Origin of the sequence: Sphingomonas desiccabilis, assembly GCF_004135605.1 — a bacterium.
GTDB classification, from domain to species: domain Bacteria; phylum Pseudomonadota; class Alphaproteobacteria; order Sphingomonadales; family Sphingomonadaceae; genus Sphingomonas; species Sphingomonas desiccabilis.
In genome coordinates, this window is record NZ_SDPT01000001.1 from 97,874 (window position 1) to 110,815 (window position 12,942).

12 protein-coding genes and 1 tRNA gene are annotated in these 12,942 nt (G+C 67.6%); 6 read left to right on the forward strand and 7 right to left on the reverse strand.

Annotated elements, in window-relative coordinates; genetic code table 11:
- Positions 1-55: 55 nt before the first annotated feature.
- Together EO081_RS00415 and EO081_RS00420 are read left to right on the forward strand one after the other, a co-directional pair.
- Complete coding sequence (locus EO081_RS00415) at positions 56-1,501, forward strand: FAD-binding oxidoreductase (protein WP_129340016.1); 1,446 nt, start codon at positions 56-58, stop codon at positions 1,499-1,501.
- Positions 1,502-1,531: 30 nt separating this feature from the next.
- Complete coding sequence (locus EO081_RS00420; RefSeq protein WP_129340017.1) at positions 1,532-2,305, forward strand: SapC family protein; 774 nt, start codon at positions 1,532-1,534, stop codon at positions 2,303-2,305.
- A 270-nt stretch (positions 2,306-2,575) separates the two neighbouring features.
- On the opposite strand, the gene EO081_RS00425 is transcribed toward EO081_RS00420, so the two are convergent.
- Positions 2,576-3,424, reverse strand: coding sequence for an N-formylglutamate amidohydrolase (locus tag EO081_RS00425; protein ID WP_129340018.1), 849 nt, complete (start codon positions 3,422-3,424; stop codon positions 2,576-2,578).
- Positions 3,425-3,520: 96 nt separating this feature from the next.
- Between EO081_RS00425 and cpdR the strand changes: the two genes are divergently transcribed.
- Together cpdR and EO081_RS00435 are read left to right on the forward strand one after the other, a co-directional pair.
- On the forward strand, positions 3,521-3,898 hold the full coding sequence (gene cpdR / locus EO081_RS00430) for a cell cycle two-component system response regulator CpdR (RefSeq protein WP_129340019.1): 378 nt from the start codon (positions 3,521-3,523) through the stop codon (positions 3,896-3,898).
- 74 nt (positions 3,899-3,972) lie between these two features.
- Positions 3,973-4,047 (forward strand) — tRNA-Val (locus EO081_RS00435).
- A gap of 147 nt (positions 4,048-4,194) precedes the next feature.
- Here EO081_RS00435 and EO081_RS00440 read toward each other — a convergent pair.
- Together EO081_RS00440 and EO081_RS00445 are read right to left on the reverse strand one after the other, a co-directional pair.
- Positions 4,195-5,385, reverse strand: a complete 1,191-nt coding sequence (locus EO081_RS00440; protein WP_240697482.1) for a YdcF family protein — start codon at positions 5,383-5,385, stop codon at positions 4,195-4,197.
- Complete coding sequence (locus tag EO081_RS00445; RefSeq protein WP_129340020.1) at positions 5,382-7,886, reverse strand: TonB-dependent receptor; 2,505 nt, start codon at positions 7,884-7,886, stop codon at positions 5,382-5,384. Before EO081_RS00445 ends, EO081_RS00440 begins: the two co-directional genes overlap by 4 nt.
- A gap of 196 nt (positions 7,887-8,082) precedes the next feature.
- Between EO081_RS00445 and EO081_RS00450 the strand changes: the two genes are divergently transcribed.
- A complete protein-coding gene (locus tag EO081_RS00450; protein ID WP_129340021.1) occupies positions 8,083-8,442 on the forward strand; it encodes a VOC family protein in 360 nt (119 codons plus the stop codon).
- Positions 8,443-8,551: 109 nt separating this feature from the next.
- Here EO081_RS00450 and EO081_RS00455 read toward each other — a convergent pair whose 3' ends face one another.
- Positions 8,552-9,985, reverse strand: a complete 1,434-nt coding sequence (locus EO081_RS00455; RefSeq protein ID WP_240697483.1) for a L,D-transpeptidase family protein — start codon at positions 9,983-9,985, stop codon at positions 8,552-8,554.
- A 132-nt stretch (positions 9,986-10,117) separates the two neighbouring features.
- Between EO081_RS00455 and EO081_RS16690 the strand changes: the two genes are divergently transcribed.
- A complete protein-coding gene (locus EO081_RS16690; RefSeq protein WP_165284413.1) occupies positions 10,118-10,291 on the forward strand; it encodes a hypothetical protein in 174 nt (57 codons plus the stop codon).
- 7 nt (positions 10,292-10,298) lie between these two features.
- Here EO081_RS16690 and EO081_RS00460 read toward each other — a convergent pair whose 3' ends face one another.
- From EO081_RS00460 to EO081_RS00470, 3 genes are read right to left on the reverse strand one after another with little or no spacing between them, the layout of a single operon-like run.
- Positions 10,299-10,796: a DNA-deoxyinosine glycosylase gene (locus EO081_RS00460; protein ID WP_240697484.1), complete on the reverse strand. Its 498-nt coding sequence runs from the start codon at positions 10,794-10,796 to the stop codon at positions 10,299-10,301.
- Positions 10,793-11,965, reverse strand: a complete 1,173-nt coding sequence (locus EO081_RS00465) for a BaiN/RdsA family NAD(P)/FAD-dependent oxidoreductase (RefSeq protein WP_129340023.1) — start codon at positions 11,963-11,965, stop codon at positions 10,793-10,795. The genes EO081_RS00460 and EO081_RS00465 overlap by 4 nt, the downstream gene beginning before the upstream one ends.
- A gap of 3 nt (positions 11,966-11,968) precedes the next feature.
- The gene (locus EO081_RS00470) at positions 11,969-12,928 is read right to left on the reverse strand and encodes a cation diffusion facilitator family transporter (protein ID WP_129340024.1); all 960 of its coding nucleotides are present in this window, start codon (positions 12,926-12,928) and stop codon (positions 11,969-11,971) included.
- Positions 12,929-12,942: the final 14 nt, after the last annotated feature.

Genomic DNA, 12,942 nt, shown 5'->3' on the forward strand with positions numbered 1-12,942 from the left:
GGTTTTAACTGGTGATGAACTGGCGGCAAGTCTCTCGGCCGTGTAGCGCGACTGGATGACCGCACAGACCCGCCTGATCGATGCCATTCGGGACGCGTTAGGCGCGTGCAGCCTCACCACCGACGCCGACCGGATCGCGCCGTCTCTCACCGATTGGCGCGGGCGGTTCCAAGGTTCGGCCTCCGCAATGCTGCTGCCGGCCTCCACCGCCGAAGTGGCCACCATGGTTCGCCTTGCGGCCGAGCATCGGGTGCCGCTCGTCCCACAGGGGGGCAACACATCGATGGTGGGCGGCGCGACGCCGCCTTCGGACGGATCGGCGCTGCTGCTGTCCACGCGCCGCCTCGATCGGATCAGACGAGTGGACGCCGGGGCGGGGCTCGGGGTGGCCGAGGCGGGCGTGATCCTGCAGAGGCTCCATGAGGCCGCGGCGGAAGCCGGCTGCCGTTTCCCGCTCACCTTGGGGTCGCGCGGCACAGCAACGATCGGCGGTCTGATTTCCACCAACGCAGGCGGTACCCAGGTGCTGCGCTGGGGGACGATGCGGCGGTTGGTGGCCGGGGTGGAGGCCGTGCTGCCCGACGGCAGCATCCACGATGGGCTCACGCCGCTGCCCAAGGACAACCGCGGCTACGACATCGACCAGCTGCTCGTCGGTGCCGAAGGAACGCTGGGGATCGTCACCGCCGCGGCATTGCGCCTCGCCCCTGCCGTTCTGGGCCGAGCGGTCGCCTGGGTGGGCATCGCCGACCCCACGGCGGGGCTGGCGCTCCTGCGACGGATGCAGCGGGCGGGCGATGCGATCGAGAGCTTCGAGATCATCCCCGGCGACACGCTGGAGCGGGTGTTGCAGTATCTGCCGGGCGCGCGCTCGCCGCTCGACAGTGTCCACCCATGGCACCTGTTGATCGAGGCGGTCGCTGCGACCCCGGATGCCGAGGCTCCCGATGCCCTGCTCGCGCGACTGCTCGGCGACGCACTGGACGCCGGTCTCGCCGCTGACGCGGTGATCGCCACGTCGGAGGCGCAGGCGGAGGCGTTCTGGCGGCTCAGGGACTCGCTGTCGGCGGCGGAGCGCGCCGCAGGACCGGCGGTGCAGCACGACATCTCCGTGCCGGTGGACCGCATGCCGCGCTTCATGATCGAGGCGGCCGCGGCTGCCGAGGCACGCTTCCCGGGGACCCACGCGACCGCCTTCGGGCATCTGGGGGACGGCAACGTCCACTTCCACGTGCGCGCACCTGCGGGCGCCGATCCGGCACGCTGGATGGTGGAGGAGGCGCCCGGCATCACCGCCTTTGTTCACGATCTGGTGGTTGCCGCCGGCGGCTCGATCTCGGCCGAGCACGGCATCGGCCAGATGAAGCGCGACGAACTGGCGCGCCTCGGCCCGCCCGCGCGCCTGGCGGCGCTCAGGGGGATCAAGCAGGGGCTCGACCCGATGAACCTGTTCAATCCTGGCAAACTGGTGACGCTTGCGCCCGTCGACGGGGCGAAATAGACGCGCAAGCTGGGTTCCAGGAGATCAAGAATGGCCACGGCGCCGAAGAACAACGGGCTTCCTCTGTTTTACAACCAGCTCGAACCGCTTTCGAGCCAGCAGCACGCCAACTACAAAGTCCGCGTCGCGGATCGTGCGCCGTTCCTGGTCAACGAGCATGCCGTGCCGGTCACCGTGGAAGAATTCCCTCTGGTGCAGCGTCGCATGCCGATCGTCTTCTCGGTGGGCGAGGATCCCGTGCCGCTCGCGCTGATGGGCCTGAACGAGGGCGTCAACACTTTCATCGACGCCGACGGCCGGCTGATCGACCCGGAAGTCTATGTCCCGGCCTATGTCCGCCGCTATCCCTACATGCTCGCGCGGCTGCGGCCGGACAGCGAGGACCTTTCGCTGTGCTTCGATCCGACCGCGGACACGATCGGCGAGTTCGAGGACGGCGAGCCGCTGTTCGACGGCACCGAGCCGAGCGAGACCACCAAGCAGATCCTGCAGTTCAACGAGCAGTTCGAGCAGGCCGGCCAGCGCACCGCGATGTTCATGAAGGAGGTCAAGGACCTCGGCCTGCTGATCGACGGCGAGGTCTCGATCCAGCCGGACGGCGCCGAGCAGCCGTTCATCTACCGCGGCTTCCAGATGGTTGACGAAAAAAAGCTCAACGAACTTCGTGGCGACCAGCTGCGCAAGATCCAGCAGAATGGCATGCTGCCGCTGCTCTACGCGCACATCTTCTCGCTCTCGCTGATGCGGGACCTGTTCGCGCGTCAGGTGCGCGCGGGCATGATCGCCGCGCAGCCGACCGCTTGATCGGGCGCTCCGACGGCGTGAGGCCGGAGGAGCGGAGCACGAACCGTAAGCGCCGTCCGTCATCCCGACGGGCGGCGTTTCGTCGTGTGCGACAGGCGATGTACCGCAAGTGTCGGCAAACGCTTGAACCTTTGCGCCCGATATCTATATTCCCTGGTACGCGGTCTCGTGTTCCCCCCTTTCGCGGGATCGTGTGACACGCTTTCAGCGTGTCTCCTCCCTGAACCTAGGCCACCTCGTGCTTCGTGCACGGGGTGGTTTTTTTATGCGCTATTCGGCGGCAAGTGCAGGCGGAAGCGCTTCCGCCGCGACGGCCGAGATCATGCGGGCGAGGGCGGCGGCGAGACCGGAAAGGCCGGGGCCGGCCTCCGTCAGCGTGGGATCGAGATAGAGGCCGCGATCGAACTCGATCTGGATCGCGTGCAGGTTGCGTGCGGGCGCGCCATGGGTCGTCACCACGTGCCCACCGGCATAGGGCTGGTTGCGGGCGACCCGAAGGCCGGCATCCCGCGCGGCGGCTTCCAGCGTGTCGACCAACCGCCGCGCCGCCGAGCGTCCGTGGCGGTCGCCCAGCACGACCTGCGGAGGCGTGACGCCCGGCAGCGATGGCATGGAGTGGATGTCCAGCAAGACGGCGACGCCGAACCGCGCGTGCGCCGACGCCAGCGCCGCAGCCACTGCCGCGTGGTAGGGGCGATGGTGGGCGACGATGCGGGCGGAGACCTCCTCGGCGTCCAGCCGGCGCTTCCAGATGTCGCCCGCACTGCTCGCGCGCCGCGGAACGAGCCCAAGGCCACTGCGCACGCGCGCCGAGGCTTGCGGCTGCGCCATCGGATCGGCACCGGCGTCGATCCGTGGATCGCGCTCCTGCTCGCTCCGGTTCAGGTCGATCCAGGCGCGCGGCAGCGTGGCGACGAACAGCGTGTGGGCTCCGCGCGCCGCAAGCGCCACCTGGTCGACCAGCCGGTCCTCCAGCGGCAGCAGCGCCGCAAGCGGCACCCGCAGCAGGTCCCGCATCGCCTCCGGGTATATTCGGCCGGCATGCGGCACCGAAAGCACCAGCGGCGTTACCGGTTCGGCGGGGCCATGCAGGTCGAAGGGGAGGGGCGGCGCGGTCACGTCGGAGATGCTAGGCCGCGCGGCGGCACGGAGCAACGCGCTGGAAAAGCGGCAGGGGTTCGCCCATAGACGCGTGCGCTCGTACGAGAGGGATGCATGTACAGGATTCTGCTGGCCGAGGACGATCAGGTGATGCGCGAGTATCTGGCGCGCGCGCTCGAACGTTCCGGCTATCGCGTGGCGGCGGTCGACCGCGGAACCGCCGCTCTGCCGCTGCTGGAGAGCGAGCGCTTCGATCTGCTCCTCACCGACATCGTGATGCCAGAGATGGACGGCATCGAGCTCGCGCAAAAGGCGCAGGAGATTGCGCCCGAGATGAGGGTGATGTTCATCACCGGCTTCGCCGCAGTGACGCTGAAGGCGGGCAAGGCCGTGCCGCAGGCTCGGGTGCTGTCGAAGCCCTTCCACCTGCGCGACCTCGTGCGCGAAGTCGACCAGCTGTTTGCGGAGGACAGCATCCCCTCGCACAGCTGAGCAGATTTTTTGGGTTCGGCCGCTTTCGGTGCTTGCGCTCCCCAGCGCTCCCGGCTAGAGGCCGCACTCCCGGCGGGCGTGTAGCTCAGTGGTAGAGCACTGTGTTGACATCGCAGGGGTCGCAAGTTCAATCCTTGCCACGCCCACCACGGAAAAACCCGCCAGCGCACTGCGTTGGCGGGTTTTTTCATGTTGGTGCCGGATCCTGGAAATCCGGCACATCTTCTTGGATATTTCGGAGTCTTCGCGCCGCCTGACGGGGCGAGGCCTATCGTCCGGACCCGCCAGCCCGCCGATCAGGGATCGAGCGGGTCGAGCGGGTCGATGCGCGCCGAACGAGGGTCGGGGCGGAAGGTGAGCTCGGTAGGCGACAGCCGGCGGCCGATCACGCCGGGTTCGTAGCCCAGTTCACGGCGGTTCCGCTCCGCAAAGGCGGGGTTCTCGATCATCCGGCTCTGGTCCGGGTTGCAGACGATCAGCGCCTCGCGATCGAGCGGGGCTCCCAAAGCGATCAGCCGGCGCGTCGCGTTGCGTAGGTTGGTGGTCGTGTGGCGGGCGTAGGGCTCAATGACGATCGCCTCGGCAGGCACGCCATAGCGTTCGATCAGCGCCCGGCGCATCTCGATCGCCTCGTTATGGGGCGTGCCGTGCGGATGGGCGCGGCCGCCGCTCACGATCAGGAAGGGAGCATCTCCCTCCGCGAAGCGGTTCGCGGCGAGCCGGACGTGGTATTTGCCGCCGGGGCTGAGCGGCATGTCCGGAACCTCGGGGCCGATCCCCGTCAGCACGATGGCCGTATAGCGGTAGCGGGACCAGTTGATGCTCCGTGCCCGCGCCATCGCCGCGGCATTGTCGCCGCCGTCGATCGGCTCGAAACCGCTGGCGTCGGTCCGATCGTTCACGTCCAGCAAGGCTAGGCCCAGTTCCACGCTCGGATCGAGTGCCTGCAACGAGCCGGCACGCGGCGTGTTGCGCAGGCGAACCGCAGCCGCCAGACGCGTCTGCGCCTCCGTGCTGCCGAACGCCGCCGATGGCCCGTCGATGGAAGGGTAGCGCGCGGGCATTCCCAATGCATAGACCCGGACGATCGCATTCAGTCCGTGAATCTCCCGGGCGAGGCCGGAAGCGAGACCGTCGTCCGGAATCAGCCGCCGCTCGCGCAGGAGGGAGGCGGCATCCCGCTCCACCGCCTGCCCGAGCGCCGCCAGTTCCTGCGCGTCCCACAGTGCGGCTTCCGCCACGCACGGGGCTGCATCCGCGCAGGCGGCGGTGCGTTTCGCACGCGCCGCAAGCGTGGTGGCGAGGCTGCGATCGGCTCGGAGCCGGGCGACCGTCTCCGGCGACCGACCTATCGCATCGAGCATCGGGAACAGCCGCTGCGCCAGAACCTCGGTCGCACGGTCGCGAACCTCGGCTGCCACAGCAGGCTGAACCGCCGCCGCGAGCATCGCGGCGGCGAGAGTGATGCGCAGCGCCCGATGCCTCACCACGATTTGGAGACGACCAGGCGGAAGTTCCGGCCGAAGATCGGGCGGCCGTAGATGGCCTCGCTGCTGCCCTGGCCGCTCAGCGAGTCGGTGCGGGTGTTGCCTTCGGTCAGGCCGTGTGCGTTGAACAGATTGTCGCCGACCACCTGCACCTGCCAGCTTGCCCGGCGCAGCGTCACGCCCGCGCCGATCGTGCCGTAGGAGGGCAGCGCGGTGTTGTTGTAGAGGTCGACGTAGCGCTTCCCCATGTAGGTGTAGCGGCCATAGACGGAGATGTCCGTCTCGCCCGAGGTGAAGTCGAAGCTCGGCCGGATGTTGCCGTAGATCTTGGGCTGGCGGACGATCTGATTGCCTTCCGCCTGCTCGGGATCGGCGCCGGTCGCGCTTTCGAAGTTCTTGTACTTCGGGTCGCTGACGGTGAGCGCGCCGTTCAGGGTGAACCAGGGGGTCACCGACCAAGCGCCGTCGAACTCCACGCCCTTGACCTGCGCTTCGCCGATGAAGGGGACGTTCACGTCGTTGCGGCCCGTGGTCGGGTCGTACGCCAGGAACGAGGCGTTGAGCGGGTCGAAGTTGGTGTAGAAGCCCGTGACGTAGAGGTAGGAGCGCCCGGCGGCGAGCTTCAGGCCCGCCTCGAACTGGTCGGCGACCGTGGTGATGACGGTCGGGTTGATGCTCATCACCGTCTGGACGCTGGGCGGCGTCTCGAGGTGCGAGGCGCGGCCATAGACGCCGACATGGTCGCTGAAGTCGTAGTTGGCGCCGACCGTCCAGTTGGTGACGTGCGGCTTGCGCTTCTGGTTGATGATCGCTCCGGTGAAGGCACGGGTGGCGTCGTCCGCCAGCGTGGTGCGATCGCCGAGGTCGGCCTGCTCGGTCAGTGCCGCCCAGCCCTTGTAGCTGTAGCGCTCGTGGCGGATGCCGGCGTCCACGCGCAGACCCGGCACGATCTCCCAGGTGTCGTTCGCATAGAGGGCGAACATCTTGGCGTCGGAGTCGCCCTGGTTGAGCGTGGCGGCGTAGTTGAGCACGCCGTTGTCGGTGACGCGGCCGAGCTCCGCACCCGTGGCCGAATAGGCCACCAGGTCGAGTGTACGCGGCTCGCCTGCGACCTCGATCAGATAGTTCTGGTAGAGCGTCCGGCTGTCCTCGCCGTAGAGGCTGGCATAGAGGCCGAGCTTGATGTCGTGGCTGCCGATGCCGGTCTCGAACTTCTTGGCCACGGTGAAATTGCCCTGGCCCGAATAGAACTTCGAGTGGATGTCGCGATACTGGCCCTGCATCACCAGGCCCGATGCCGCATCGGGATCATAGACGGTGTCGGTCCCCGCCAGCACATAGCCGAAGCGGTCCACCGCACCAAAGGCAGTGGTCGCGCGCGCCAGGTAGCCGTTGGCGAAGCTGTCGGCGTCGGCCGGGTTGGTGGTCGAATAGAAGGCGGTGAAATCGAGCTTGCCCTGCGTGTACCCGACCTTGGCGGAAACGAGCCACCCGTCGAAGTCGGCATCATATTGCGCGCCGAAGTTCACCATCTGCATGTGGCGGCCGTCGGAGAGATCGCTGTTACGGCTCTGGAGGATTCCGGCGCCGTCGCGGTACTTCAGGTTCACGTTGCGGAGCGCCGGCGAGTTCATCGTGCCGGTGAAATAGTCGATGTACGGATCGAGCGAGACGCTGGGGTCGCGCGGATCGGCGATCGGGATCGGCAGGTAGAAGACGTTGTGGTCGTTGACGTAGTTGAGGTTCAGCTTGATCGAGCCGTTTTCGAGATCATGCTTCAGGTTCGCGCGGATCTGGCCGCCCTTGTCATTCGGAAAGCCGTTGTCGCGGTAGCCGTCGTGGTAGCGGAGGAAGCCGCCGACCGCGTAGTAGGTGTCTTCCGCGATGGGGCCGGCCTGATAGGCGTCCAGGCGGTAGAGGCCCGTGTCACCCAGCGTCAGCTGCGCCTTGCCGCGCGGCGTCTCCTCGCCGGTGACGGTGATGGCATTGATGATCGCGCCCGAATAGCTGGCGTAGACCGGCGCCGGCCCGCCGCGGACGACTTCGGCATGGTCCGTCATCAGGTCCTGCTTGAGGATCGCGTCGCCGCGGAAGAAGACGCCGTCGTTCTCGTGGAACAGGGGCAGCCCGTCCTGCTGGAAACTGACGAAGCCGCCGTCGTTCGGCAGGCCGCGGATGCGGTAGATGTTCTGAACTTCACCGCCGGTGATCTCGGTCTGGAAGCCCGGCAGCTGGCCGATCAGGTCGGCGAAGTTGACCGGCGCGATCTTCTCGACGTCCTCCTGGGAGATGGTGTTGATGGCGTAGGACACGTCGAACCGCCGCTGCGCGCGGGTCGATCCGGTGACGATGATTTCCTCGGGCGACACGGCGCCCGCGGTCTGCGCGTCCTCAGCTGCGGCCGGTGCGGCCGGCGCCGTCGCTTCCTGCGCCCAAGAAGGTGCGGCGACGAAGCACAGCGCAGGAAGAGCGGCATAGGCAAGCTGCTTGATGTTCGGCATGGTATCCCAGTTCTGACCAGTGCCCCGACAGGGGCGGTGACTTGGGCGAGCGGCTACGGCGAAACCATTACATATCTGTTACGGTCCCGAACCGATCCCATTGGCTGGCTTCTACTGCGCCGGCTCTTGGGGCTGCTCCAAAGGGCAAGCAGAGATTGTGCCGGCGCCATGTTCGGACATGCAGAGGGAGGTTCGGATGGGCGTCACGGGTATCGGGGGGTTCCTCTTCCGCGCGCGGGATCCAGAGGCATTGCGGCGCTGGTACATCGAATACCTGGGCGTCGGATCGGCGCCGCATGGTGCGTGGGAAACCCACGCCGGACCGAGCGTATTCGCGCCGCTCGCGAACGACAGCGACGATTTCGCGCGGGAACGTCCGTGGATCCTCAACCTGCGGGTCGATGATCTGGATGGGCTGTGTCGCGGTCTTGGCGCGGCCGGCATCGAGGTGACGACCGATCCAGCCTGGGGCGCACCGGACGTGGGGCGTTTCGCTCGGCTAGAGGATCCGGAAGGGAACCCGATCGAGCTCTGGGAGCCGGATCCTTCCGCATGATTGCGCGGCAGCGGAGGCTAGGCGGGGTGCAAGCGCTTCACGCCAATTTGAGGGGGGAGCGAGCAGAAGAGGCGGGACCGGGCGTGCCGGTCCCGCCTCTTCGCTTGCATCAGGGGCCGACGTCCGCGTCTTCGGGCTTCAGGCGGTAGTTGGTGGTGGTGCCGAGGCCGAGTGCCTGGGCGACCCGATCGTTCCAGCCATAGGGGTCGTTGCGGATCACCGGCTCTCCCGCATCGTCGAAGAGCACCGTCTGATAGAGCATCCGCACCGGAATCTCGCGCGGCAGCTTAACGAACGTCTCCTTGCCGGTCGCTCGCGCCTTGTTCCACTCGTCGACGACGCCTTCGTCCTTGGCGAGCATCTCCGCAAAGCCGAGCGCATCCTCGACGCGCACGCATCCGTGGCTGCGCTGTCGCTGGACCTCCTGGAACAGCGGCTTGGCCGGCGTGTCGTGCAGGTAGATGGCATGGTCGTTCTGCATGTCGAACTTGACCAGGCCCAGCGAGTTCTTCGGGCCGGACTGCTGAACGATCCAGCCGTCCTTCCACGTCATGTTGTTGCGGCGCAGATAGTCCGATCCCTTGCCGGCGATCTCCTTTTCCTGGATCGAGCGGGGCACGGTCCAGGTGGGATTGGCGACCAGGCGGAAGATCGGCGAACCCAGCTGCGGCGTCTCGTTGTCCGGCTCGCCGACGACCACCTTGCGGCTGTTCACGAGCTTGCCGTCGCGCCAGTAGCTCAGCCGTGCCGCCGCGACATTGACGTCGATGCGGGTGCCGGGCGGGGTGCGCTCGATCCAGCGCAGCCGTTCCATGTTGACGGCGATCGCGCGAGCACGATCGGCATCGGAAAGGTTGAGAATGGCGAGCGCATCGCTGCCGATCACGCCGTCCGGCTTGATGCCGTAGTCGGCCTGCATCCGCTTGACGGCAATCGCCATGGCGGGTGTGTAGCGATTGCCGCCTGCCGCCGCGCGATCGAGATAGTCGGACGCGACCAGCTGGCTGGCGATCATCGGAATGCGCGCGTCTGTCGCACCCGGCTTGAGCGGCTCGCCCTTGTCCGGGATCGCGGGTGTCGCGCTCTCGCCCTGCTTGCGAAGCGCTACATAGGCGGCAGACAGCTTGCGATAGTTCGCGTCCTGCGGCGCCAGGCTTTCCAGCCACTCGCTCACCTTCCCCTGCTGAAGCGCCTGGGCGAGTCCCTGCTTCAGATCGGGGTTCGGGCGAGGCACCGTATAGACCTCGTAGATCTTGGTCGGATCGGTCGCACCGCGGGCCAGCGCGCCGGCATAGGCAAGCGCCGCCTTTGTCAGTGCCGCTGCGTCTTCGCCGGCCGGTACCTCAAAGTTCATCTTGTCGAGGCCATGGGCGGCGCGCTTGTTCAGCGCGTCGCGTAGCTGGTCGGCCGTGGATTTGCTCCACTGCGCGGGCTGTGCGCTTTCACCGGCCTCGGTCTGGTTGGAAGGAGAGGTATTGACGTTGCACGCCGACAGCATGAGCGACATCGCCAGCAACGATGAACCGATAAGACCGACGCGCACCCGCTTCTCCTCTTTGTTTGCAGCGACATAACGCCGCAACACCCGTTTCGCTCCCGCAAGGAGCCTTCGAGCCGCTGCCGCAACCGCTGGGCGGTTCGTCGGTTTGGGAGGGGCAAGAAGAGGAGACGCGTCATGGCCGATCGCGACATGGGTACGCCCGATCACAATCTGTCCACCGAGCATCAGAAGAACGGAGACGCGACGTTGCCGAGCGACACGCTCGACAAGCCCGCGGACGAAGTATCCCCGGCCAAGGACTTCGACCCGGTGAACGACGTGGGCAAGCCGCAGCCGGGCGGCCGCTGATCCACCGTCAAAGATAATTGGCGAGTGCGAGCCAGGCCGCTTGCTTGGCTGCGACGCCGACGGTGTGCAGCGGGCTACTGGAAGGCAGCGGCACGATGGCATAGCCGTTTGCAGCCGCGCCAAGCTGCGCCATGCCATGGCGGAGTGCCGTGCCGCCGTTGAACCCGATCGCGCGGAGCTGGGGCAGCGTAGCCACCAGCGACGCGAGGTCGTTGGCGGCAAGGTCGCGGATCGCGGCATCGCTGCTGCCGGTCCGCCGCGCTTGCGCCACCACGTCCCAGAGCCCGATCCCGGCCACGCGCAGCGCCGCCAGCCGCGCTTCGTAGGGAAGCGGCACCAGATCCTGGCCGGCTACCGGCGACATCAGGCGCCAGAACTGGTTCTGCGGGTGCGCATAATAGCGCCGCTCGGCCAGCGAGCGTTCGCCCGGCAGACTCCCGAGCACCAGCACGCGTGTGTCCGGGCCTGCCACCGGCGGGAAGCTCCGCTTCAACTCGTCGCTCACAGCGCCTGGCCCGCCGCCCAGCCGCTCGCCCAGGCCCATTGGAAGTTGTAGCCGCCGAGCCAGCCGGTCACGTCCATCGCCTCGCCGACCACGTGCAGGCCGGGCAGGTGCCGCGCCGCCATGGTGCGCGAGGAGAGCCCGTCCGTGGCGATGCCGCCTACGGTCACCTCCGCCTTGGCGAAGCCCTCGCTGCCGTTGGGCACGAAGCGCCAGTCGCCGAGCCGCTGCTCCACCTCCCGCAGCGTCGCGTCGCGCTGGTTGCCCAGTTCGCCTGTAACCGCCAGCCGCTCGGCAAGCGCCTCTGCCAGCCGGTCGGGAAGCGCCGCGGACAGGATGGCGCGCAGCCCCGCACGCGGACGGGTGCGCTTCGCCTCCAGCAGCCACCCCGCACCCTGGCCGGGCAGGAAGTCGATGCCGATGGTGTCCCGGTGTCGCCAATAGGAGGAGACCTGCAGGATCGCGGGACCGGACAGGCCGCGATGGGTGAACAGTGCGGCTTCGCGGAACGCCGCCTTTCCGCAGCGCGCGACCACTTCGGTCGCGACCCCCGAAAGGGAGCGGAACAGCGTATCCTCCGGCGGCAGCGTCAGCGGCACCAGCGCCGGGCGGGGCTCCACGACCTTCAGCCCGAACTTGCGGGCGAGATCATAGGCGAAGCCGGTCGCGCCGAGCTTCGGGATGGAGGGGCCGCCGGTGGCGATGACCAGCGCCGGTGCGGTGAGCGTCGCGTCGCCGTGCGCTACGGTGAAGCGCCCGTCCGCATGCGAGATGTCGCGGATCGCGGCACCTAGGCGGATCGCCACGGCGCCCGCCGCGCACTCGTCCAGCAGCATGGCCACGATCTGCCGGGCCGACCCGTCGCAAAACAGCTGGCCGAGCGTCTTTTCGTGCCACGCGATGCCGTGCCGCTCGACCATCTCCAGGAAGTCGGCGGCGGTGTAGCGGCCGAGCGCCGACTTGGCGAAATGCGGATTGGCAGACACGTAGCGGTCGGGTGCCGTGCCCAGATTGGTGAAGTTGCAGCGGCCGCCGCCCGAAATCAGGATCTTGCGGCCCGGCTCCGGCGCATGGTCGACGACCACCACGCGCCTGCCGCGCTGCCCGGCGACGGCCGCGGCCATCAGCCCGGCGCCGCCTGCGCCGAGCACGATCGCATCGAAGCTCTGCATCGATCAGCCGACGGCAGGCGCGAAGGCGAGGATGGCGTCTTCGTGCTTTTCCGGACGGATGTAGATGGAGGTGAGGGTGGGGATCGCGGCCTTCAGTTCGGCCTCGAGTTCCTCGATCAGTATTTCGCCTGCGCCCATGGTCAGCGCATCGTCGAAATCGGCGCTGATCGCAACGAACACTGCGTCGGGTGCGGTGTGGATGGTGCGCACGTGGTTCACCGACGAGATGCCCGCCTTGGCACGCACCACAGACCGCACGCGCTCGATCAACACCGGGTCCGCCCGCTCCCCGATCAGCAGCCCCTTGGCTTCGCGCGCAAGCAGCACCGACACGGCCGCAAGGAGCAGGCCGATGAGGATCGATGCGACTCCATCGATGCGTGCGTCCCCGAAATAGTGGCTGGCCCAGACCCCGGCGCCCGCGACCATCAAGCCGATCAGCGCCGCCGAATCCTCGAAAAGCACGATGAAACCCGCCGGATCCTTGGACTCGTGGATGGCGCGCCACCAGCCGGTATCCCCGCGCTTGGCGTTGAACTCGCGTACCGCGATCGTCCAGGACGAGCCTTCCAGCAGGACGGCGATCCCGAGCACGATGTAGTTGATGCGCGGGTCGCTGAGCGGCTCAGGCTCCAGGATGTGGAGATACCCCTCGTAGATCGACACGCCTGCGCCGACGGCAAAGATCAGCAGGGCGACTACGAACGCCGAGAAATAGAGCTCCCGGCCATAGCCGAAGGGGTGTTTGGGATCGGCGGGCCGACGGGCGCGTTTCTGCCCGTAGAGCAGCAGCACCTGGTTGCCGCTGTCGACCACCGAGTGGACACCCTCCGTCAGCATCGAGGACGAGCCGGTGATGCCGGCCGCTACGAATTTCGCGACGCCGATCCCCAGGTTCGCCGCCAACGCGCCATAGAGAACGATGTTGTTCTTGATGTGCGCGCCCGCGCCGTCGTCCGCCATGTATCGTTCCTGCT

What these genes read in the sequence shown, in the direction of transcription:
- EO081_RS00415 (WP_129340016.1), top strand. Translation starts at nt 56, where the DNA reads ATGACCGCACAGACCCGCCTGATCGATGCCATTCGGGACGCGTTAGGC.
- EO081_RS00420 (WP_129340017.1), top strand. Translation starts at nt 1,532, where the DNA reads ATGGCCACGGCGCCGAAGAACAACGGGCTTCCTCTGTTTTACAACCAG.
- cpdR (WP_129340019.1), top strand. Translation starts at nt 3,521, where the DNA reads ATGTACAGGATTCTGCTGGCCGAGGACGATCAGGTGATGCGCGAGTAT.
- EO081_RS00445 (WP_129340020.1), bottom strand. Translation starts at nt 7,886, where the DNA reads ATGCCGAACATCAAGCAGCTTGCCTATGCCGCTCTTCCTGCGCTGTGC.
- EO081_RS00450 (WP_129340021.1), top strand. Translation starts at nt 8,083, where the DNA reads ATGGGCGTCACGGGTATCGGGGGGTTCCTCTTCCGCGCGCGGGATCCA.
- EO081_RS16690 (WP_165284413.1), top strand. Translation starts at nt 10,118, where the DNA reads ATGGCCGATCGCGACATGGGTACGCCCGATCACAATCTGTCCACCGAG.
- EO081_RS00465 (WP_129340023.1), bottom strand. Translation starts at nt 11,965, where the DNA reads ATGCAGAGCTTCGATGCGATCGTGCTCGGCGCAGGCGGCGCCGGGCTG.
- EO081_RS00470 (WP_129340024.1), bottom strand. Translation starts at nt 12,928, where the DNA reads ATGGCGGACGACGGCGCGGGCGCGCACATCAAGAACAACATCGTTCTC.